Here is a 20505-nt window from a genome sequence, read left to right as displayed (position 1 = left end):
GCGGCCCAGGCGAGGTGGCCGCGCTGCGCCGCAGGGGTTGTTCACTTGCTATCGCGGATCGCGGCGGCCAGCGCGGCGATGCCCGTGGCGATCTGCTCCACCGTGGACGTGACGAACGACAGGCGCAGCGTGCGCGGGTCGGCGTTGTCGGCATAGAAGGCCGCGCCGGGCACGAAGGCCACATTGCGCTCCACCGCCTTGGGCAGCAGCTCGATGGCGCTCATGCCCTCGGGCAGGCGCACCCACAGGAACATGCCGCCGTCGGGGCGGTTCCATTGGACGGACAGGCCCTGCATCTCCTTGTCGAGCGCGGCCAGCATGGCCTCGCACTGCTGCTTGTACAGCGCGCGGATGGTGGGCACGTGGCGGTCCAGGAAGTTGCCCTTCATCACCTCGGCCACCAGGCGCTGGTTGTAGCCGGGCGTGTGCAGGTCGGCCGCCTGCTTGGCCTGCAGCAGCTTGGGGTACACGGCCTTGGGCGCCACGACGAAACCCAGGCGCAGGCCAGGGGCCAGCACCTTGGAGAACGAGCCCATGTAGATGCAGCCCTCGGGGTTGCGCGCCGTGAGCGGTGCGGGTGGCGGCGTGTCGAACCACAGGTCGCCGTAGGGGTTGTCCTCCACCAGCGGCAGATTCAGTTCGGCGGCGGCCTGCACCAGGGCGGCGCGGCGGGCTTCGCTCATGGTGCGGCCCGTGGGGTTCTGGAAGTTGGGCAGCACGTACAGGAAGCGCGCCTTGCCGGCGCCCGTGCCCACCTTGGCCTTCAGGTCGTCAATCAGAACGCCTTCATCGTCGCTGGCCACGGACACCACGGCGGGCTCCATGGGCGTGAAGGCCTGCAGCGCGCCCAGGTAGGTGGGTGTTTCCACCAGCACGCGGCTGTCCGTGTCGATCAGCACCTTGGCGATCAGGTCCAGCGCCTGCTGCGAGCCGGTGGTGATCAGCACCTGGTCGGCGTCCACGTCCCAGGGCAGGAAGTCGGCGATGGCCTGGCGCAGCGGGGCGAAGCCTTCGCTGGCGGCGTACTGCAGCGCGGCCGGGCCGTCGTTGGCCAGCACGGCGGCGGAGGCTTCGGCAAAGGCCGAGACCGGGAAGGTCCTGGGCGAGGGCAGTCCGCCGGCCAGGCTGATGATGCCGGGCTTTTCGGTGACCTTGAGGATTTCGCGGATGACCGAAGGGTTCATGCGCTCGGCGCGGCGCGCCAGGGTCCAGGTGCTGGTCTGTGGAAGGTCGTTCAGTTTCACTCTCGTCTCCTGCGGGCAGTCCACAAGGACCGCCCCTGTTGCAAAGTCGTCAAAAAATCGGATGCGGCGCGCCGGGCCGGGCACTGCGTCAGTCCACGATGAACAGGGTGGCGCCCTGTGGCGACGTGGATCGATGGGGTTCCGCATTGTCGGCCACCTGGTAGCTCATGCCCGGCGCCAGGGTGAACTGGCGGCCGTCGGCCAGCTCGGTGTGCAATTCTCCGCTCAGGCACAGCAGCACGTGGCCTTTGACGCACCAGTGGTCCGACACATACCCTGGCGTGTACTCCACCATGCGCACGCGCACATCGCCAAACTGCTGCGTGCGCCAGAAGGCCTGGCCGGCCTGCGCGCTTTTTTCCTCGCGGGGAATGCCAGACCAGTCGGTGGTGGCAAACGGGATGTCGTGTAGCTGCATTTTCTCCTCAGTCCTGCAGGGAAGCCATGGCGTTGATCTCGGCCGCGCCCCGGGGGCGCAGGCGCTGCGCAAGGCCCGCCTTCATGCGGGGGCTCCTTGCCGGACGGGCATCCTCTTGCCCATGAACACCGTGGCGATCACCGCCAGGCCGAAGCCCAGGGTGGCCGCGTCCAGGCGCTCGCCCAGCAGCGGCACGGCGAAGAGCAGGCTCAGGAAGGGCTGGATGAGCTGCAGCTGGCTCACGCGCACGGCACCCAGCGCGAGGGCCCGGTACCAGGCAAAAAAGCCGATCCACATCGAGAACAGGGCCACGTAGACGAAGCCCAGCCAGCTCATGCCGCCGATGGAAGAGGGCACGGCGGGCGCGAACCACCAGGCCACCGGGATGGTCAGCGGAAGGCTGCACACGAGCACCCAGCAGATCACCTGCTCGGCGCCCAGGCGCGGCGTGAGCCGTGCCCCGCCGATGTAGCCGAAAGCGCCCGTGGTCATCGCAATGAGGAGATAGATGTTGGCCGCGCCCAGGTACAGCCCCCCTGCACGCCACACCATGAAGCCCAGCACCAGGCCGCTGCCCAGTACCGCGCACGCCCAGAACCCCGCGGAGGGCCGCTGGCGGAACCACAGCGCGCCGAGCACGGCGGTGGACAGGGGCAGCAGCGCCGTGACCACCGCGCCGTGGGTGCTGGGCACATGGCGCAGCGCCAGCGCGAGGAAGAGCGGAAACCCCACGATCACGCCAAAGGCCGTGATGGCGAGCAGCGGCCACTCCGCGCGGCGCGGCACGTTGAGCCGCCCGCGGCCGTGCTGCCACGCCAGGTAGGCCACGGACAGGAGCCCGGCCACCGCCGCGCGGCCGAAGGTGACGAACCAGGGCGAAAGCTGGGGGGCGTCCACGGGGCCCACCGCCAGGCGGGTCATCGGCAGGGTGGCGGCAAACAAGGTGACGCCCACCAGGCCCCAGACCAGCGCTTCGCGTTCCTGTGCGCGGTTCATAGGGTGAGCATCCACACGGCCGTGGCCACCAGCACCAGGGCCAGCGCGCGGTTGAACCAGAGCAGGCGGCTGCCCTGCGCCAGCCACTGGCGCAGCAGCGAGCCGACCAGCGCATAGACGAAATTGCTCGTGAACGCGAACACCATCATCACGGCGCAGATGATCGCCAGGCGCTCGCCGGGGTTGGCCGCCGGCTGCCCGGCCGCATTCACCACCCAGCCCGCGCTGAGCGTGAGCGCCAGCATCCAGGCCTTGATGTTCACGAACTGCAGGCCCACGCCCTGCCAGAAGGTCACGGAGAGGCGGGTGCTGTCCACTTCGGCCAGCTGGCCTGCGCGGCTGAGCTTCCAGGCCAGCCAGAGCATGTAGGCCACGCCCAGCAGGGTCACCGCCCAGCGCAGGGCCGGCACGCCCGTGATCAGCGCGCCCAGGCCCAGGCCGCTGCCCAGCATCAGCAGCGTCCAGCCCGCCGGAACCGCCAGGCAAAAGCGCAGGGCGCGCCGCAGGCCCAGGTTGGCGGCCAGCGCGGTGGACAAGGTGGTGTTGGGCCCCGGCGAGAAACTCATCGCGGTGCAGAACAGCAGCAGGGCAGTCAGTTCGGGGGCGCTCATGGTGCGGGGATAGGCGGGGCTCAGTGGGGGGAACTTGTCAACGCTGAGGCTTCAATGTAATCTTCCAGCCCAGTACACAACCAATACAGTTCAGCAGCGCAGTTCGTGATCTGTATTGGCCGCGATAACAGTACACAAGGACACCGCCATGCTGATGAAAACCTCCACCCAGTCGCTGACCGAGCAGCTGTCGGCGCGTTTTGGCGAGCGCATCCGCAACCGGCTGCTGGCGCCGGGCGCGCGCCTGCCGTCGGTGCGGCAGTGCGCGCAGCAGCACGGCGTGAGCCCCTCCACCGTGGTGGCCGCCTATGACCAGCTGCTGGCGCAGGGCCTGGTGGAGGCGCGCAAGAACCGGGGTTTCTTCGTGCGGGAGATGGCCACCGCGCTGCTGGAGCGGGCGCCGGAGGACGACGCGGCCGCGCAAGAGGTCGAGCGCGGCATGGGCAACTGGAGCACGGCGCACTGGTTCGCGGCCCGGGGCGCTGGGCGCGGCGCGGCGCGCGGGGCGCCGCCCGTCAATGCCACGGCGCTCATCCGCGGCATGTTCCACAAGGTGAGCGACAAGCCGCAGCCCGGCATGGGCGTGTTTCCGCCCGACTGGCTGGAGTCCACCTTCATGCCCGCCGCCGTGCGCAAGGTGACCAACACGCGCGCGCTGCAGGACTTCTCGCTGCAATACGGCGAGCCGCTGGGCGACACGGGGCTGCGCCGGGTGTTGTCCAAGAAGCTGGCCACGCTCAGCGTGCACGCGGCGCCCGAGAACATCATCACCACCGTGGGCGCCACGCACGCGCTCGACATCGTGAGCCGCACGCTGCTGCGCCCGGGCGACCCGGTGATGGTGGAGGAGCCGGGCTGGGCCGTGGAGTTCGCGCGCCTGGCCGCCCTGGGCATGCACATCCTGCCGGTGCCGCGCCGCGCCGACGGGCCCGACCTGGAGGTCATGGCGAAGTACTGCGAGGTGCACCAGCCCAAGCTCTACGTGAGCGTGAGCGTGTTCCACAACCCCACGGGCTACTGCCTGTCGCCCGGCAGTGCCCACCGCATCCTGCAGCTGGCCAACCAGTACAACTTCCACGTGGTGGAGGACGACACCTACAGCCACATCGCGCCCGAGCATGCCACGCGGCTCACGGCGCTGGACGGGCTGCAGCGCACCATCTACGTGAGCGGCTTCGCCAAGATCCTCGCTCCCAACTGGCGCATCGGCTTCCTCGCAGCGCACCCCTCGCTGATCGAGCAGCTGCTGGACACCAAGCTGCTCGCGACCCTCACCACGCCCGCGCTGCTGGAGAAGGCGCTGGCACTGTGCATCGAGCAGGGCCAGCTGCGCCGCCACGCCGAGCGCATCCGCACGCGGCTCGACGCGGCACGCGCGCGCAGCGTGAAGCTGGCGCTCGGGGCCGGCTGCACCTTCGCGGCCGAGCCCGTGGGACTGTTCGGCTGGGTGGAGACGGGCGTGGATACCGACGCGCTGGCGCAGCGCATGCTGGACGAGGGCTATCTGCTGGCGCCCGGGGCGCTGTTCCACGCCGAGCGCAAGCCCAGCACCCTCATGCGCATCAACTTCGCCACCACGCAGGAGGCGGCGTTCTGGAAGACTTTCGCGCGCGTGCGCGATGAGCAAGGGCGGTAGGCAGATACCGTCTGGCTCCAGACCGGGGTTGCTCCCACTGGACGCGTCTTCGTCGCGCCGTCAGCGGCCCCCGCGCACCTCACCCCAGCTGGCCGTTGCGCAGTGCGCGGCCCCGCCAGCGCCACCGTGGAGCCGGCTTTGCCGGGCCGCGGGTGGCGTCCCCCTGGGGGGAAGACGCGCAGCGGCTCAGGGGGGCTTCCGTGGGAGGTTTACTTCCTGTCGACCACCAGGTCTGACAGCACGCGCAGCAGGGCGCGGTTGACCTCTTCCAGGTCGAGCTCATAGGTCTCGCACAGCTGGCGGATGGCGCTGGCGTCGTCCGTCTCCAGCGCGCAGGCCATCTGCAGGCCTTCGGTGTAGGGCCCGGTGCGCAGCACCGTGGCATCGTAGATGCGCTCGGACAGGGGCAGGCGCCGCAGGATCGTGCCCAGGGATTCACCCAGCAGCTCGTCGATCTGCGAGAGCAGGCCGCACAGGTAGATCTCGCGGCGCAAATCGTTTTCCACGCCCGCGTCCAGCAACTGCGCGGTCAGGCGGGCGCGCATCACCATGGCCTCGCGCACCGGGTGCATGTTGGGGTCCGTGCTCGCGTGGGGCAGCTGGTCGGACAGCCAGCGCTTGATGGAGCCGTAGCCCATCATCACCAGGCCCCGGCGCAGCGAGTCGATGCCGGTGCGCAGGCCGAGCGCGGCCGAGTTGGTGTACACCATGAAGCGGTAGGCCAGCAGCGGGTCCTCGCCCATGATGGCCTCGAAGGTCTCGAGCGATTGCTCGTCGTCGATGGCCTTCATGAGCTTGAAGATCACCGCGTGCGAGGGTTGCTGGGGGTGGTGGCGCAGGCTGTAGAGCACGTCCTCCGACGGCCAGCCGGCCAGCGCCAGCGCGTTGTTCTGGTCCAGGCAATGCTCCATGAGCGCGCGGCTGGCGACGTTTTCGTACATCTGCCCGGCCAGCACCGGGCTGGCGGCGCGCAGCGGCTGCGCGGGCGCGCCGGGACGGGCGGGTGCGGCCTGCAGCGCCGCCACGGCGTCTTCGGGGCGCAGGGTGAGCAGGCTGTTGTCGAAGCACTGGGCTATGTCGGGTTCTGGCAGCTTGCCCAGTTCACCCCGCCACACCAGCTTGAGGCCCCGCTGGTGCGCGGACCTGACGCGCGTGTAGATGGCGGAATCGGCCAGCCAGCCGCCCCGCACCTCGATCCACGGGGTGCCGCGCGGCGCGTGCTCGAGCATGTCGCACAGCAGCTGGCGGCTCTGGGGCGACAGCAGGATCGGCGGGGAACTGGCCGACCAGAGCTCCTGCAGCGTGCGCAGCAGATGGGCGGCATCGACCAGGGCCGTTGCCTCGCTGTGCACGTAGAGCTGGATGCCGGCGAGTTTGCGGGCGCGGCTCCACAAGGGGCGATAGCCCAGAATCAGGCTGCCAAGGACAGATTGGACCATGTGCTCTCAGGCAAATGTACGGGGGCCTGTTCCCGGGTGGGGGCATCCCCTCCACCGCGTGAGCAGGTCCTAGCTAATGAAGTTGAACAGAGACAGCTTCTGGACCTGGGCATAGGACTTGAGCGCAGCCTCATAGCCCACCTGCTGGTTCTGGAAGTCCGAAATTCCCTGGATCATATCGAGATCCTCGGCGCGTGAGCGGTCGCTTTCGAGCTGGATGGAGCGCTTTTCCTGGTCGCCCGTGATGCGGTCCGCGCGGTTGAGCAATTCACCCGCATAGCCGCGCATGTTGTGCATGCGCTCCAGGCCGATGTCCATGTTGCCCAGCGCCTGCCCCACGGCCTGCGCCGCCGCATTGCTGTTGGGTGCGTTGCGGATGCCGTTGATCGCGCTGTCCATGGTGCTGAACATGCTGGGGCTGGGCTGCAGGGTGATGGTGTCCCCGTTGGCCGGATTGCCCTTGATGTCGAAGGTCAGCCCCGGAATGCCGGTGACGGCAATGGTCACCGGCTTGTCCGATGGAAAGTCGGGCACCACCACGGCAGGGGAGACGGCGCCGGTGGTGGTGTTGGTGAGGGTGTAGGTGGCGGTCGTGGTGCCGGGCGTGGCTCCGGGGCCGACGGCGCTGAACGTGATGGTGTAGTTGTCGCCGGTCACCAGGCTCGGGTCCACGGGCGTGATGGCCGTGGTGTTGAGGATGCGCCCGGTGGGAATGGCGCTGATGCCGGCGGTGTAGACGCCGTCGCGCTGCGGATCGAACATGAAGGCGGCTTCGCCGTCCAGCGCGCCGGGAATGGTCACGCCGGAGCTGGCCGCCTGCCCGGGCAGCCCGTCGAAGCTGTAGTCCGGCGAGCTGCTCAGCGGGCCGAGGAACGGCGCGAGCGCGCTGCCCAGCGCGCCCAGCAGCGGAATGCCGTTGGTGTCCTTGCGGTTGGCCACTTCCACCAGCTGTTCGCGCAGGCCCTGCAGCTGGTTGGCGATGGTGGTGCGCTCGTTGGGGGTGAGGGCGGCATTGCCGGCGCTCACCACCAGTTCGCGGAAGTTCTGTACCAGATTCACGGCATCGCCCAGGGCCGATTCGGCCTGCGCGATGGCGTTGCGCTGGGTTTCCAGCGCGCGCTGCTCGGTCTGGATGCGGGCCAGGCGGTTGATGGCGCGCTCGGCCTGCGCGGCCGACACCGGGTCGTCGCTCGCCCGCACCACGCGCTTGCCCGAGGTCAGGTTTTCCTGCAGGTTCGACAGGCTGGTCTGCCGCGTGCCCAGATTGCGCAGGGCGTTGTCATACATGTTGGCGGTGCCAAGGCGGTAGATGCTATTGCTCATGTCGAACTCCTAACTCCTGTCCGCATTCAGCGGCCCAGGCCCTGCAGCAGCGAGTCAAAGATGTTTTGCGCGATCTGGATCATCTTGGAAGATGCCTGGTAGGCCTGCTGGTATTGGATCAGCCTTGCGGCCTCTTCGTCCAGATTCACCCCCGAGATCGCGGTGCGGTCCCGCTCCAGGTTGGACGCGATGGTGGTGGACAGCTCGGCGGCGAACAGCGCGCTCTGCGTGCGGGTGCCCACCTGGGCGATGGCGCCCGCGTAGCCGTCGCTGAGCGTGGAGTCGTCGAACATCTTCACGTCGCGCAGGCCCATGAGGGCGCTGGCGTTGCCCGAGTTGCGGGTGAACGTGTCGCCGTACTGGGGGTCGGCGGCGTTGCCGATGACGACCGTGTCGCCGGTGTTCGGCGAGCCCTGCAGCTTGATCTCCCAGCCGTTGATGGAGATGGCCGCGCCGGGCGTGTAGGGCTGTGCGGCGGCGATCGTCGTGGGGGGCGCCGTGCCGCGGTCCAGCACGTCGTAGGTGGTCGGCGGGCCGGCGGTGAAGCGCAGCTGCACCCCGCCCAGGATCGGCGGCACCGCGGCCGGGTTCGCATTGGCCGGCAGCACCAGCCCCGGCGGGTTGGGCAGGCCCGTGGCCTTGAGCCCCGACAGCTGCAGCGTTCCGCCGTTGGACGTGCCCATGGCCGCGTTGACCGGATTGGCCACCGCCAGGTCGCGTGGCGAGTACACCAGGGACTGGATGTTGGCCGCCGCCGTGCTGAACGGTTTGAACAGCATGCGCTCGCCGGGGTTGCCGGGCGTGGTCAGGTTGAAGTTCAGGCCGTCGATCTGCAGCGTGGCGAGGTTGGCCGCGTCGGTGAAGGGGGTGGACTTGCCGTCCGACAGCCGCACCACCTGCCCGGCCGTGCCGGTGGTGAAGCGGATCTCGTAGTCCGACGCCGCGAACTGCGTGGGGCCGGTGAACGACACCGTGCCGACGCCCGCGCCGTTGGTGTGGCCCGGCATGCTGGTGGGTACCGCGAACAGGTCCTTGCCCAGCGCGCCGTCGAGCGTGAGGCCCAGGTTGTGCTGGTCGTTCATGGTCATGCCGATGGCCATCGCCATGCGGCCCAGCAGGTTGCGGCCTTCGCTCAGGTCGTTGTTGTTGAAGCGCAGCAGGCCGGACATCGACCCGCCGCCCAGCACGTTCTCGTCCATTTCCACGGCCGGTGCGCCGGGCCGGTTGAAGAACAGCTTGAGCTGACCGCTGCCGGGAAAGGCCGTCGCATCCCCGACCGACAGGCTGGTCGCCGTGGTGCCCAGCACCAGGGGCTGGCTGCCCGCCACGAACAGGCCCACGGTGCCGTCGTCGGCCGGGATCTGCGTGGTCTGCACGTACTGGTTGATGTCGCGGATGATCTGGTCGCGCTGGTCCAGCAGGTCGTTGGGCGTCTGGCCGTTGCCCTTGGCGCGCGCGATCTGCTCGTTCACGCTGGCCATCTGCTGGGCCAGGCTGTTGACGGCCGTCACGCTGCTCTGCAGCTGTTCGGTGACGGTGTACTGGATCTCGTTGATGCGGTCGGCGGCCGAGCGCATGCGCGAGGCCGTTTCGTCCATGCGCGTGAGCACCACGGTGCGCGCCGTGATGTCGGTGGGGGCGCTCACCACGTCCGAGAACGCATTCATCATGTCGTTGATGGCGGCACCCAGCCCCGCCGTGCCGCCGCTGAAGACCTCCTGCAACTGGCGCAGGCGCTCGGCCCGCACGATGTCGGACGACTGCACCGAGCCCGCCGTGGCCGACTGGCGCGTGAGCAGCTCGCTCTGGTTGCGCAGGATAGTCTGCACGTCCACGCCCTGGCCGATGTAGCCGCCGCCGGTGAACTGGCCCTGCACGGTCTGCAGCACCACCGTCTGGCGCGAATAGCCAGGCGTATTGACGTTGGCGATGTTGTGGCCCGCCGTCTGCAGGGCCACCTGGTTGGCCAGCAGGGCGCGGGCGCCGACGTTGAGAAGACTCATGGCTTACCTCGGCTTTCTCATCACGCCTGGGCGCGCTGTACGCGCAATGCGCTGTTGATGGCGCCGCTGAGCTTTCGGGCGTATTCGGGGTCGGTGGCGTAGCCCGCCTTTTGCAGTTCGGCCGCATAGGCCACGGCGGAGCCGCTCTTGGCGGTGGCCTGCGCCTTTTCGTAGCGGGGGTTGTCCGTGATCAGGCGGGCGTAGTCCCGGAACGAATCCTCGTACGAGTCGTAGGCGCGGAATTTGGCCGTCACCTTCTGGGGCTTGCCGTTGATGTATTCGGTGGTGGTGATCTCGGCCACCTTGCCGGTCCAGCCCTTGCCGGCCTTGATGCCGAACAGGTTGAACGAGTTGGAGCCGTCCTTGTTCCGGATCTCGCTCTTGCCCCAGCCGGTTTCATGGCCGGCCTGGCCCAGCATGAAGCTGGCGGGAATGCCGCTGTCCTGGGCCACGCGCTCGGCGGTGCCCGAGAGGTGCTGCACGAAACCCTCGCGGCCCTTGGGGGCCTGCAGGGTGGCCTCCGCGGGGGCTGCCGTGGCCGGCGCGGCGGCGCGGGGCAGCGCCTGCTGCTGCAGGCTCAGGGTGGAGGGCACGGAGAAGTTGGCGTCGGCGCCCCCCATCTGGCGCGACAGCTGGCGGGCGATCGCCTCGGACAGCCCGCCCTGCATGCCGGACATGCTGACCGACAGCTGCTGGTCCAGCATGTCCTGTCCCAGGTTGGCCTGCTCACCTTCCATGAGGCCGGATTTCATCGTGGCGTCGCGCATGCTCTTGATCAGCTCGCGCATGAACAGCGACTCGAACTGCTTGGCCACCTCGCGCGTGGTCTGGGCGCTGCTGGCCGTGCCCGCGTCGTACTTGAGGGAATTGAGCGAGCGGATGTCCACCGCCAGCGCGTTCGACGTGCTGGTGGTGCTACCGGACGAAGGGAGTGTGAGGGCCATGGTCAAGCCTCCTGCGCTGGGCTACCCACAGACAGTGAATTTGGCGCTGCCCAGGCCAGTGCACCTGTGGAACGGGCTTCGCCAGGCCACCGGGTGCGTCCCCCTTTGGGGGAAGGCGCGAAGCGACTCAGGGGGAGCATTTAGATCACTTCCAGCTCGGCGTTGAGCGCGCCGGCAGCCTTGATGGCCTGCAGGATGGCCAGCAGGTCTTGGGGTGTGGCGCCCAGTGTGTTGAGCGCCTTCACCACGTCCGCGAGCTGGGGCGAGGGCGGCATCTGGATGATGTTGCCCGGCTCCTGGTTGATGCGGATGTCGCTTTGCTGCGCCACCACGGTCTGCCCTTGCGAGAGCGGTGCGGGCTGGCTGATGATGGGCGTGGAGCTGATGGTGATCGACAGGTTGCCGTGCGCGATGGCGCAGGGGCCCAGCGTGACCGCCTGGTTGAGCACCACCGAGCCGGTGCGCGCATTGATGACGACCTTGGCCGAGGGCGTGGACGATTCCAGCGCCAGCTCTTCCAGGTCGGCGATGAAGCCCACGCGGGCGCCGGGGTCGAGCGGCGCGCGCACCTGTACCGTGCGGCCGTCCAGCGCCGTGGCCAGGCCGCTGCCCAGCTTGGTGTTGATGGCCTGCGCCACGCGCCGCGCGGTCTGGAAGTCGGAGGCGTTGAGCCCGAGGTTGATGGTGTCGCCCTCGTTGAGCGGCGTGGGCACGGCGCGCTCGACCTGCGCGCCCTGGGGAATGCGGCCCGCGCTCAGGTGGTTGATCTGGACCTTGCTGCCGCCGGCCGAGGCACCCGCGCCGCCGACCACCACGTTGCCCTGGGCGAGTGCATAGATCTCGCCATCGGCGCCGCGCAGCGGCGTGACGATCAGCGTGCCGCCCTTGAGCGACTTGGCGTTGCCCATGGAAGAGACGTTGATGTCGATCATCTGGCCGGGCTGGGCGAACGCGGGCAACTGCGCCGTGACGATCACCGCCGCCACGTTCTTGAGCTGCAGCTGATTGGCCGAGCCGGGTGGCAGGCTGATGCCCATCTGCTGCAGGTAGTTGGACATGGCCTGCGTGGTGTAGGGCATCTGCGTGGTCTGGTCGCCCGTCCCGTCCAGTCCCACCACTAGGCCGTAGCCCGTGAGCTGGTTGGTGCGCACGCCCTGCACCGCCGCCACTTCCTTGATGCGCAACGCGTGCACGGGCATGGCCAGGCAGGCGGCCACGAGGGCCAGCAGCAGCCACAGCGCGCGCGCGGAGCGTGGCAGGAGGGAATGGGACAAGGCTTTCATGGCATCCATTGTGGGCGGCCCCGCCAGGAACTAAAACCCAAAAAGAAGCGGGTTCACCGGCTTATTGCATGGGTTCCCGGGCGGGTGGGGAGCGGCCAGTGGTGCGTGGAAAACCAGGCAGGCGCTGGTGCCGCGCTACCGGAGAAAGTATGAATAAAAACAGCCTCTACCGCTTTATGGGTAAGCGTTAGAAGCTATAAATTATGTAGCAAACTGGGGCGAGGATTTTTCACAACGGTCAGACATCCCGAAGCCTCAAAACCCCAGGCTTGGTGCCCCCGGCGCATCCAGAAACCACACCCGTAAAAACTGGCGCGGCCAAAGGCCAGCGCCACCGCGGATCCGGCTTTGCCGGGCCGGGGGTGGCGTTCCCCCTCAGGGGGGAAGGCGCGCAGCGACTCAGGGGGGAATCTAGAACGGCGTGATGGTATTGAAGAACCGCCCCATCCAGCCCATGGCCTGGGCCTCGCCCTGCGCGCCTCGGCCACGGGATTCCACCCGCACGTTGGCCACCTGGGTCGAGTTGACGATGCTGCCCGGCTGCAGCGCGCGCGGATCGATGGTGCCCGAGAAGCGCAGCACGTCCACGTTCTGGTTGACGCCGATCTGCTTCTCGCCCGTCACGACCAGGTGGCCGTTGGGCAGCACGTCCACCACCGTGGTGGTGATCGACCCCGTGAAGGTATTGGCGCTTTCGGTGCCGCCCTTGCCGGAGAAGGTGTTTTCCGAGGCCGCGCCCAGCGTGGTGCGGTCGGCCAGCGATTTCTTCACGAAGGGCAGGTTGGTGATGCCGGCCGAGGCCTCGGAGGTGCGGTCCACCGTGGAGGAGGATTTCTGGCTGGCCGTCACGTTCTCGACGATCATGACCGTCACGTTGTCGCCCACCATGCGCGCGCGGCGGTCTTCGAAGGCGGGGCGGTAGCTGGCCTGGTGGAACAGGCCGCCCGTGACCGGTGGCGGCGTGCGCGGGGCGGCGGCCAGCGGAGGGGGCGTGGTGGGAAGGATGTCCACCGGCGGGGGCGGCGACATGGTGGCGCAGCCCGTGAGCAGCAGGGCGCCCGCGGCGGCGGCCAGGGCTGGGAGGCGTGTGGAGTGCAGCATGGCGAAAGGTCCTGTCGTCGTCACAGCTGGCTGAGCTTGGCCAGCATCTGGTCAGAGGTCTGGATGGCCTTGGAATTCATTTCGTAGGCGCGCTGGGTCTGGATCATGGTGACCAGCTCTTCCACCACGTTGACGTTCGAGGCTTCCAGGAAGCCCTGCTTGAGAATGCCCAGCCCGTTGGTGCCCGGCGTGCCCTGCTGCGGCTGGCCGGAGGCGGCCGATTCCTTGAACAGGTTCTGCCCGATGGGCTCCAGGCCAGCCGGGTTCACGAAGGCCGACATGGCCAGGTTCCCCAGCGGCTGGGGCTGGGTGTTGCCCTGCACCGTGGCGGACACCACGCCGTCGGCGCTGATGCTCACGCTCGTGGCGTTGGGAGGCACGGTGATGCCGTTGGCCACGGGCAGGCCGCTGGAGGTGACGAGGCGGCCCTGCGCATCCACCTGGAACGAGCCATCGCGTGTGTAGCCCAGGGTGCCGTCCGGCATGGTCACTTCAAAGAAGCCGTTGCCGTTGATGGCCACGTCCAGGTTGTTCTTGGACTCCTGCAGGCTGCCCTGCACGAAGTTGCGGCTGGTGGCCACCGTGCGCACGCCCAGGCCCAGGTGCAGGCCGGTGGGCAGCTGGTTCTGTTCGGTGGTGTTGGCGCCCACCTGGCGCAGGTTCTGGTAGATCAGGTCCTCGAACACCGCGTTGTTGCGCTTGTAGCCGGTGGTGGAGACGTTGGCCAGGTTGTGCGAGATGACGTCAAGCTGGGTCTGCTGGGCAGACATGCCGGTCTTGGCGATCCAGAGGGAGTTGATCATGGTGTGCTTCCTTCCTTGGGCGATGCGGGCGTGGGTGGTGCCGCGTCAACCGTTCATGCCCAGCAGCTGGCTGGCGGTCTTGTCATTGGTCTCGGCCGTCTGCAGCAGGCGCATCTGCTGTTCGAACTGGCGCGATGCGGCGATCATCCCGACCATGCTCTCGACCGGGTTCACGTTGGAGCCTTCGACGGCCCCCGCGAGCATGCGGGCGTTGGCATCGTTCGCGATGGGATCGCCGGACGTGGTGCGAAACAGGCCGTCATCGCCGCGCTTGAGCGGGTCTTCCAGCGTGGGGGTGGCGAGCTTGAGCCGGCCGATGGCCTGCGCGGGCTGGCCCGCGGCCTTGGCGGTGACCGTGCCGTCCGAGCCCAGCGTGACCTCGGCGCCCGGCGGGACGTCAATGGGCGCTCCGCCATCGGAGAGCACCGGCAGCCCGGTGGGCGTGAGCAGCTGGCCCGTGGCCGACAGCTCGAAGGTGCCCGCGCGGGTGTAGGCCTCGGTGCCGTCCAGGCCCTGCACGGCAAACCAGGCGTTGCCCGCGGCCATGGCATCGAGATTGCGGCCGGTGCGCTGCACGGGCCCGGGCGTGTTCACATGGCCGGAGGTGGCTTCGAGCGCGAACACGCGGGTCTTGGAGCCGTCGCCCTGCAGCGGCACCGAGCGGAAGGTGGAAAGCTCCGCGCGAAACCCCTGGGTGGATGCGTTGGCGAGGTTGTTGGACAGCACGGCCTGCCGGTGGGCGGCGGCGTTCGCGCCCGTCATCGAGGTGTAGATGATGCGGTCCATGGTGCGATGCTCCTTTCAGTACCCTGCAGTGCTGCGTGCCGTGCGCAGCGTGTGCAACCGGCGCGGCCCCGGCGCGGGCAGCCGCGCAAGGGCCGCCCCGCCGCGCTGGCTGCGTCCCCCTCCCGGAGCGCACAGCGCGCCGAGAGAGGGGGAAGGCGCGAAGCGACTCAGGGGGTGTTTCATCTCAGGTTCACCAGGGTGGACATCACCTGGTCTTGCGTCTTGATCGTCTGGGCGTTGGCCTGGTAGGCACGCTGCGCGGTCATCATGTTCACGAGTTCGGCCGTGAGATCGACGTTGGAGTCTTCCAGGGCGCCCGAGCGCAGGGCGCCGAAGTTGCCGTCCGTCGCGGTGCCCACCACGGGCTGGCCGGATTCAAAGGTGGCCACCCAGTTGTTGCCGCCCACAGAGGCCAGGCCCTGCGTGTTGCGGAAGCTCGACAGCGCGAGCTGCCCTTCCGCGCGGGTCACGCCGTTGGAGTAACGGGTCATGATCATCCCGTTGTTCTCGATGTTGATGCCGGTGAGCTCGCCCGTCGTGTAGCCGTCCTGGCTCAGGTTCGAGACCGCGAACTTGCTGCCGCTCTGGGAGACCTTGTCCAGGCTCACGTCAACGGTGAACGTGGGCAGGTTGTTCGGGTTGGGCGGCGTCGGATTGACGGTGAGCGGCAGCGAAAAGCCTGTGGCGGGCGGCGTGGCTGCAGGGCCGGTGATGACGCCGTTGTTGTCGAACGTGATCTGGCCGATGGGGGTGGCCACCACGGGAGGAATCGCGGTCGGATCGTCGAGCGCGTCGTACACGTCCCAGGTGTTGTCCGTCGAGGTCTTCTGGAAGTACAGGCTCACGGGCTTGGCCACGCCCTGGCTGTCGAACACGTTGATGGAGGTGCCGTAGGTGGCGCGCGGCGTGGCCGGGATGGGCGGCGTGGCGGCGGGGTCGCCGGCCGCGTCGGTGGCGGTGGCGGGCAGGTTGAAGGCCGCGGTGATCTTCGTCGTCTGCTTGGCCGGGATCGGCTCGGAGGTGGGGAAGACCATGGGGATGGGGTCGGTGCCCGAGCGCAGGCCGGTCACGGGGTCCACGGGGTAGCCCATCACGTTCGCGTTGTCGTTCGTGATCATGTTGCCCTCCTTGTCCAGCTTGAAGTTGCCGGAGCGGGTGTAGGCGGGCGTGCCGTCGGGCAGGGTCAGCGTGAAGAAGCCATTGCCGTTGATGGCCACGTCCAGGCTGTTGCCCGTGATCGTGAGGTTGCCCTGGGTGAACTGCTGCGAGACGGCGCCGACCTCGACGCCGATGCCCGCGTTGGTGCCGCCGGCCGAGCCGATGGCGGAAGCGACCATTTCAGCGAATTCCGCCCGCGAGGCCTTGAACCCGACGGTGTTGGAGTTGGCAATGTTGTGTCCGATGACGTCGAGGTTCTTGCTGGCGGCATTCAAGCCCGAGAGGCCTTGCTGAAAACTCATGGTGTTCTCCTGATAGAGGCGAAGAAAGGGTTTGGGCCGGCGTTAGACCAGGGCCTTGATCTGGCTGTAGCTGATGGTCTTGCCGTTCGCGAGCGTCAGCTTGAGCTGGCCGTCCTCGGCGCCCGCGGCGGTGACCTTGGACAGGGACAGCGGCGTGCTCGACAGCTTGGCCGAGCCGTTGACGGCGCTGACGCGGAACTGCAGCGCATCGGTGGCGCCGGTGTATTTGCTGGCATCCCACTCGAACGTGTGGCGGCCCGCGGCCTTGGCGCCCAGGTCGATGGTGTCCACCACCTGGCCGCCCGCGGTGGTGACCTCGATCTTCACGTTCGTGGCGGCCGAGGGCAGCTCGAAGCCGCCCTTGCCGACCTTGTCGGCCACGGCGACGCTCGAGCCTTCGGTCATCACGTTGCGGCCGATCAGCGCCGTGCCCTGCATCACCTGCAGCGAGTTGAACTGCTCGGACATGCTCTGCATGGTCTGGTTGAGCTGCTGGATGCCGGTCACCGTGTTGATCTGCGCGATCTGCGAGGTCATCTGCGCGTTGTCCAGCGGGTTCATCGGGTCCTGGTTGTTCAGCTGCGCGACGAGCAGCTTCAGGAACCGGTCCTGCGCGGCGGCGGGGTCGGTGGCGGCGTTGGCTTTCGTGCCGGTCGCATCCGTCACGGAAGGGGCGTTGGTGGCGCTGAGGATCATGGTGGGGTCTCCCGGAAATTACTGGCCCATCTGCAGGGTCTTGAGAAGCAGCGACTTGGCCGTGTTCATGACCTCGACGTTGTTCTGGTACGAACGGGAGGCGGAGATCATGTTGACCATTTCCTCCACGGCGTTGACGTTGGAGTGCGTCACGTAGCCCTGCTCGTCGGCCGAGGGGTGGGCGGGGTCGTGCACGCGGCGCCCGGGGGTGTTGCTTTCGCTGATGGCGCTCACCCGCACGCCGGCGGAGCTGTCGGCGCCCATCGGCGCGGTCTGGAACACCACCTGGCGCGCCTTGTACGCCTGGCCGTCGGGGCCGGCCACCGCATCGACGTTGGCCAGATTGCTGGCCACCACGTTGAGCCGCTGCGACTGCGCGCTGACGGCGCTGCCCGACACGCTGAAGATGGAGAACATGGACATGGGGTGACTCGCTTTCTGCGCTGCAATGCGGTGGGCTTTACTGGCCCTGGATCGCGCTGAGCATGGTTTTGGCGTTGCCGTTGATGAAGCGCAGCGTGGCTTCGTAGCGCACCGCGTTGTCGACAAAGTTCGCGCGTTCCCGGTCCAGGTCCACCGTGTTGTTGTCCAGGCTCGGCTGCGCCTGCACGGAATAGCCCAGTGCGCCGGGTGCGCCAGTGCCCGTGCTGGCCGCGGGCAGTGGAATGTGGCGGGGGTCTGTGGCGCCCTTGGCCCCCAGGTTGCCCGTGGTGCCCACGGAGCCTGCGGTGGCGAGGCGGGTTACGCCCGATCCGGACCCCGTGGCTTCGCGCATCGCGTCGCCAAAGCTGAAATCGCGTGCCACGTAGCCCGGGGTGTCGGCGTTGGCGATGTTGCTGGCGATGGCGCGCTGGCGCTCGGCACGCAGCGTCAGCGCGTTGCCGTGAAAGTCCAGCCGGTTGGTCATCTTGTCAAGCATGGTTGCCTCACACCCTGGGTTGCAATGGCGCCGGGCAGGGGGCTTTCCGGCGTGGCTTGATTATGGAAACCGTGGCTTTTTTCTAAAGCGCGAAGAACGAGGAAATGGGCGCGCAGTTTCGGGTTTTGCGCTGTGCCCGGCTGCCTATAGTTCCAGTCGTGAAATAGTCTTTGCCGCCCTGCGCGGGAAGACGCGCGACGCCCAGGAGGCCCCATGCCATCGATCTTTTCTTCCCGTTTCGTCCGAGCCTGCGCGCAGGCTGTGTCCTTGCGCGGGCAGGTGGCCGCGCACCGCGCCCTGGCGGGCGTGGCGCTGGCGGCCGCTGTGGCCGGCGGCAGCGGCGCCGCGTTCGCGCAGGCCGCCGCCGATCCCGCGGCCGACCTGGGGCCGCTGACCCAGCGCTGGCTGGACGATGCGATGTCGCGCAACCAGCCTGCGGGGCTCCCCTTGCGGATGGAAGTGAGCGTTGGCTCACTGGATTCCAGGCTGCGGCTGGCGCCGTGTGCGCGGGTTGAGCCCTATCTGCCGGCCGGCGCGCGGCTGTGGGGGCGTACGCGCCTGGGACTGCGCTGCGTGGAGGGGCAGACCGCATGGAACGTGTATCTTCCGGTGACCGTCAAGGCCTTTGGCCCCGCCTGGGTGCTGATCAACCCCGTGGCTCCTGGCGCCATCCTCACGGCCAACGATGCGACGCAGGCCGAGGTGGACTGGGCCGAGGAGTCGGCGGCCGTCATGGCCAATCCGGAGCTGTGGGTCGGGCAGGTGGCCGCCCGCCAGCTGGTCGCTGGGCAGACTTTGCGCCAGACCATGGTGCGGGCCCCGCATCTTTTCCGGGCAGGGGCCCAGGTCAAGGTGGTCGCGCAGGGGCCGGGCTATGCTGTGACATCGGCCGGCCAGGCAATGTCGGCAGGGGCAGCGGGGCAGATTGTTCGCATCCGCATGGACAATGGCCGCGTTGTCAGTGGAACTGTGAATGAGACTGGGACAGTGGTCGTGGCTCTTTGATGACGCTGTGGCGATAAATGGCTAAAGTCCGGGCCAAAAGGGTCGAAAACATTGCTACTGTGCCCCACATCAAGCGGGGTGGTGGAGAGAGCGATGAAGATTGGTCAAAAACCGGAACTCCCGGGCGCCTTGGCGCAGACGGGGCCTGCCAAGCAGGCCAAAAGTCCTGCCAGCGCTGCTGAAGGAGCCGCCAAGGACGCAGCGGCCGTGTCAACCGCCGGTGTGCCCGTCACGGTGTCCACCGCAGCCCGCGCACTGGACCAGACGGCCCGTTCCACGGGCGATTTCGATGCCGGCAAGGTCAAGGCCGTGCGCACGGCCATCGAAAAAGGCACGTTCTCGGTGGATGCCGAGGCCATTGCCGACAAGATGCTCACCAACGCCCAGGAAATCCTCTCCCGCTCCCGCGGCTGATCCCACAGCTCGCTTGGCAGCCAGATGCCATCCAGCGCACAATGGGCCATGTCGCTGGAAGAATCCCTCTCGGCTGTTGAACAGCTGATCGAAAAAGTCTCCGCCGCCCTTCTTGCGGCAGATCCCCCATCCCTTGAGAAAAACAGCATGGCCCTGCGGGATGCTGCGGCCCAGTTCGCGCGCGTCCTGGAGCAGGCGGCGGCCCGGGGCCTGCCTTTGCCCGCGCAGTTGCAAAAGAGGGTGGATGCCATCGGCGACATGCTCGCCAATCACCGCGAGGGCCTCGCCCGCCTGTCCGCCAACGCCGACCGCCAGGTTGCCAGCCTGCTGCCCCAGGCCGGCTCCCCCGCCACCTATGGCGACGGCCGCGGCGCCCAGCCCGGCAAGCCCGGCGTGGCACGGATCTACAAGTCGGCGGGCTGAGTCGAGTCGCAACTCAAAAAAGATAGCTACCAGCGCTTGAGCTACCTGCGTTTGAATGGCCAAACCGGCTTGATCCAACGCAAGTCAAGCGCAAGCAGCTATCCCATCGATAGCGAACCGGGGTCCGTACGTCGGAGTTCGGCCTTGCGCAATGGCCGTCGAAACGGTCGCAGCCCAATACCAGTGCCACCGTGGATCTGGCTTCGCCAGTCCAGGGGTGGCGTCCCCCTCAGGGGGAAGGCGCCGCAGGCGACTCAGGGGGAGCCATGGCCTCAGGGAGCCCTAATGCGCCCGCATCTTGGCACGCAAGCGGGCGATGGACTGGCTGTGCAGCTGGCACACCCGTGACTCGGTAACCCCCAGCACGGCCGCGATCTCTTTGAGATTCATGTCGTGCTCGTAGTACATGCCCATGATGTGCTGCTCGCGCTCGGGCAGGCTCTTGATGGCGTTGACCAGGGACATCTTGAGCCGCTGGTCGCGCAGCAATTCCATGGGGTCGGCATCGCCGTCGGCAACATGGCGGTCCAGGAAACCGTCGTCGTCCTCGTTGCCGTGTGTCATGTCTTCCAGGTACACCAGCTGCGTGCCCCGCACCTTGCCCAGCAGGTTCTGGTAGTCCGCCAGGTTCATGCCCATTTCACTGGCGATCTCGGATTCGAGCGGGCTGCGACCGAGTTTCTGCTCCAGCCGTTGCACGGCGTGCTCGATGTCTTTCTGGCTCTTGCGCGAGCTGCGGGACATCCAGTCGCCCTCGCGCAACTCGTCGAGCATGGCGCCGCGGATGCGCTGGGTCGCGAAGGTCTCGAACTGCACGCCCTGGGCGGCTTCGTAGCGCGAGAGTGCTTCCGCCAGGCCCATCATGCCGACCTGGATCAAATCGTCCAGCTCCACGTTGGGCGGCAGCTTGGCGATCATGTGGTGCGCAATCCTTCGCACCAGCGGGACGTGCTGGCGGATCAGCGCATCACGATCGAGCTGGCCTTTGGCGGTGTACATCA

At 67.9% G+C, this 20505-nt stretch carries 21 protein-coding genes; 4 read left to right on the top strand and 17 right to left on the bottom strand.

Annotation, left to right across the window (positions count from 1 at the left end; all coding sequences use genetic code 11):
- Positions 1-41 precede the first annotated feature (41 nt).
- From AC1RCS_RS12510 to AC1RCS_RS12495, 4 genes are all read right to left on the bottom strand, one after another.
- On the bottom strand, positions 42-1244 hold the full coding sequence (locus tag AC1RCS_RS12510) for an aminotransferase-like domain-containing protein (protein ID WP_218296937.1): 1203 nt from the start codon (positions 1242-1244) through the stop codon (positions 42-44).
- Positions 1245-1332: 88 nt separating this feature from the next.
- The gene (locus tag AC1RCS_RS12505; RefSeq protein ID WP_218341815.1) at positions 1333-1662 is read right to left on the bottom strand and encodes a DHCW motif cupin fold protein; all 330 of its coding nucleotides are present in this window, start codon (positions 1660-1662) and stop codon (positions 1333-1335) included.
- A gap of 81 nt (positions 1663-1743) precedes the next feature.
- Complete coding sequence (locus tag AC1RCS_RS12500; RefSeq protein WP_218341816.1) at positions 1744-2658, bottom strand: DMT family transporter; 915 nt, start codon at positions 2656-2658, stop codon at positions 1744-1746.
- Positions 2655-3269, bottom strand: coding sequence for a LysE family translocator (locus AC1RCS_RS12495; RefSeq protein ID WP_369643505.1), 615 nt, complete (start codon positions 3267-3269; stop codon positions 2655-2657). The genes AC1RCS_RS12500 and AC1RCS_RS12495 overlap by 4 nt, the downstream gene beginning before the upstream one ends.
- Positions 3270-3417: 148 nt before the next feature.
- On the opposite strand from AC1RCS_RS12495, the gene AC1RCS_RS12490 reads away from it, so the two are divergent.
- Positions 3418-4905 (top strand): aminotransferase-like domain-containing protein, encoded by a 1488-nt coding sequence (locus AC1RCS_RS12490; protein ID WP_218296941.1) that lies wholly within the window; start codon positions 3418-3420, stop codon positions 4903-4905.
- A gap of 209 nt (positions 4906-5114) precedes the next feature.
- Here AC1RCS_RS12490 and AC1RCS_RS12485 read toward each other — a convergent pair whose 3' ends face one another.
- From AC1RCS_RS12485 to flgB, 12 genes are all read right to left on the bottom strand, one after another.
- Complete coding sequence (locus AC1RCS_RS12485; RefSeq protein ID WP_218296942.1) at positions 5115-6344, bottom strand: HDOD domain-containing protein; 1230 nt, start codon at positions 6342-6344, stop codon at positions 5115-5117.
- 69 nt (positions 6345-6413) lie between these two features.
- Positions 6414-7667, bottom strand: a complete 1254-nt coding sequence (flgL, locus tag AC1RCS_RS12480) for a flagellar hook-associated protein FlgL (protein ID WP_218296943.1) — start codon at positions 7665-7667, stop codon at positions 6414-6416.
- Positions 7668-7693: 26 nt separating this feature from the next.
- A complete protein-coding gene (flgK, locus tag AC1RCS_RS12475) occupies positions 7694-9670 on the bottom strand; it encodes a flagellar hook-associated protein FlgK (RefSeq protein WP_218296944.1) in 1977 nt (658 codons plus the stop codon).
- 20 nt (positions 9671-9690) lie between these two features.
- Complete coding sequence (gene flgJ, locus AC1RCS_RS12470; protein ID WP_369643503.1) at positions 9691-10614, bottom strand: flagellar assembly peptidoglycan hydrolase FlgJ; 924 nt, start codon at positions 10612-10614, stop codon at positions 9691-9693.
- A 140-nt stretch (positions 10615-10754) separates the two neighbouring features.
- Entirely contained in the window at positions 10755-11897 is a 1143-nt protein-coding gene (locus AC1RCS_RS12465; protein ID WP_218341819.1) for a flagellar basal body P-ring protein FlgI, read from the bottom strand.
- Positions 11898-12308: 411 nt separating this feature from the next.
- The gene (locus AC1RCS_RS12460; protein ID WP_218296947.1) at positions 12309-12998 is read right to left on the bottom strand and encodes a flagellar basal body L-ring protein FlgH; all 690 of its coding nucleotides are present in this window, start codon (positions 12996-12998) and stop codon (positions 12309-12311) included.
- Between the two features lie 20 nt (positions 12999-13018).
- Positions 13019-13801, bottom strand: a complete 783-nt coding sequence (flgG, locus tag AC1RCS_RS12455) for a flagellar basal-body rod protein FlgG (RefSeq protein WP_218296948.1) — start codon at positions 13799-13801, stop codon at positions 13019-13021.
- Between the two features lie 45 nt (positions 13802-13846).
- Positions 13847-14587 (bottom strand): flagellar basal-body rod protein FlgF, encoded by a 741-nt coding sequence (gene flgF / locus AC1RCS_RS12450; RefSeq protein ID WP_218296949.1) that lies wholly within the window; start codon positions 14585-14587, stop codon positions 13847-13849.
- Between the two features lie 179 nt (positions 14588-14766).
- Positions 14767-16047: a flagellar hook protein FlgE gene (gene flgE / locus AC1RCS_RS12445; RefSeq protein WP_492245116.1), complete on the bottom strand. Its 1281-nt coding sequence runs from the start codon at positions 16045-16047 to the stop codon at positions 14767-14769.
- 42 nt (positions 16048-16089) lie between these two features.
- Positions 16090-16743 (bottom strand): flagellar hook assembly protein FlgD, encoded by a 654-nt coding sequence (locus AC1RCS_RS12440; protein WP_218296951.1) that lies wholly within the window; start codon positions 16741-16743, stop codon positions 16090-16092.
- Between the two features lie 18 nt (positions 16744-16761).
- A complete protein-coding gene (gene flgC, locus AC1RCS_RS12435) occupies positions 16762-17166 on the bottom strand; it encodes a flagellar basal body rod protein FlgC (RefSeq protein ID WP_218296952.1) in 405 nt (134 codons plus the stop codon).
- 37 nt (positions 17167-17203) lie between these two features.
- The gene (flgB, locus tag AC1RCS_RS12430) at positions 17204-17662 is read right to left on the bottom strand and encodes a flagellar basal body rod protein FlgB (protein ID WP_218296953.1); all 459 of its coding nucleotides are present in this window, start codon (positions 17660-17662) and stop codon (positions 17204-17206) included.
- A 213-nt stretch (positions 17663-17875) separates the two neighbouring features.
- On the opposite strand from flgB, the gene flgA reads away from it, so the two are divergent.
- The 3 genes from flgA (at position 17876) to AC1RCS_RS12415 (ending at position 19504) form a co-directional block, all read left to right on the top strand.
- Positions 17876-18667, top strand: a complete 792-nt coding sequence (gene flgA / locus AC1RCS_RS12425; RefSeq protein WP_218296954.1) for a flagellar basal body P-ring formation chaperone FlgA — start codon at positions 17876-17878, stop codon at positions 18665-18667.
- Positions 18668-18760: 93 nt separating this feature from the next.
- The gene (gene flgM / locus AC1RCS_RS12420) at positions 18761-19081 is read left to right on the top strand and encodes a flagellar biosynthesis anti-sigma factor FlgM (protein WP_218341822.1); all 321 of its coding nucleotides are present in this window, start codon (positions 18761-18763) and stop codon (positions 19079-19081) included.
- Positions 19082-19105: 24 nt separating this feature from the next.
- The gene (locus AC1RCS_RS12415) at positions 19106-19504 is read left to right on the top strand and encodes a hypothetical protein (protein WP_369643500.1); all 399 of its coding nucleotides are present in this window, start codon (positions 19106-19108) and stop codon (positions 19502-19504) included.
- 282 nt (positions 19505-19786) lie between these two features.
- Here AC1RCS_RS12415 and AC1RCS_RS12410 read toward each other — a convergent pair whose 3' ends face one another.
- On the bottom strand, positions 19787-20503 hold the full coding sequence (locus AC1RCS_RS12410) for an RNA polymerase sigma factor FliA (RefSeq protein ID WP_218296956.1): 717 nt from the start codon (positions 20501-20503) through the stop codon (positions 19787-19789).
- Positions 20504-20505 lie beyond the last annotated feature (2 nt).

It is taken from the genome of Acidovorax sp. GW823-FHT01C06, from assembly GCF_058798375.1.
The sequence above is the reverse complement of the archived record's forward strand: the minus strand, read 5'-3'. Positions and strand labels throughout refer to the sequence as shown.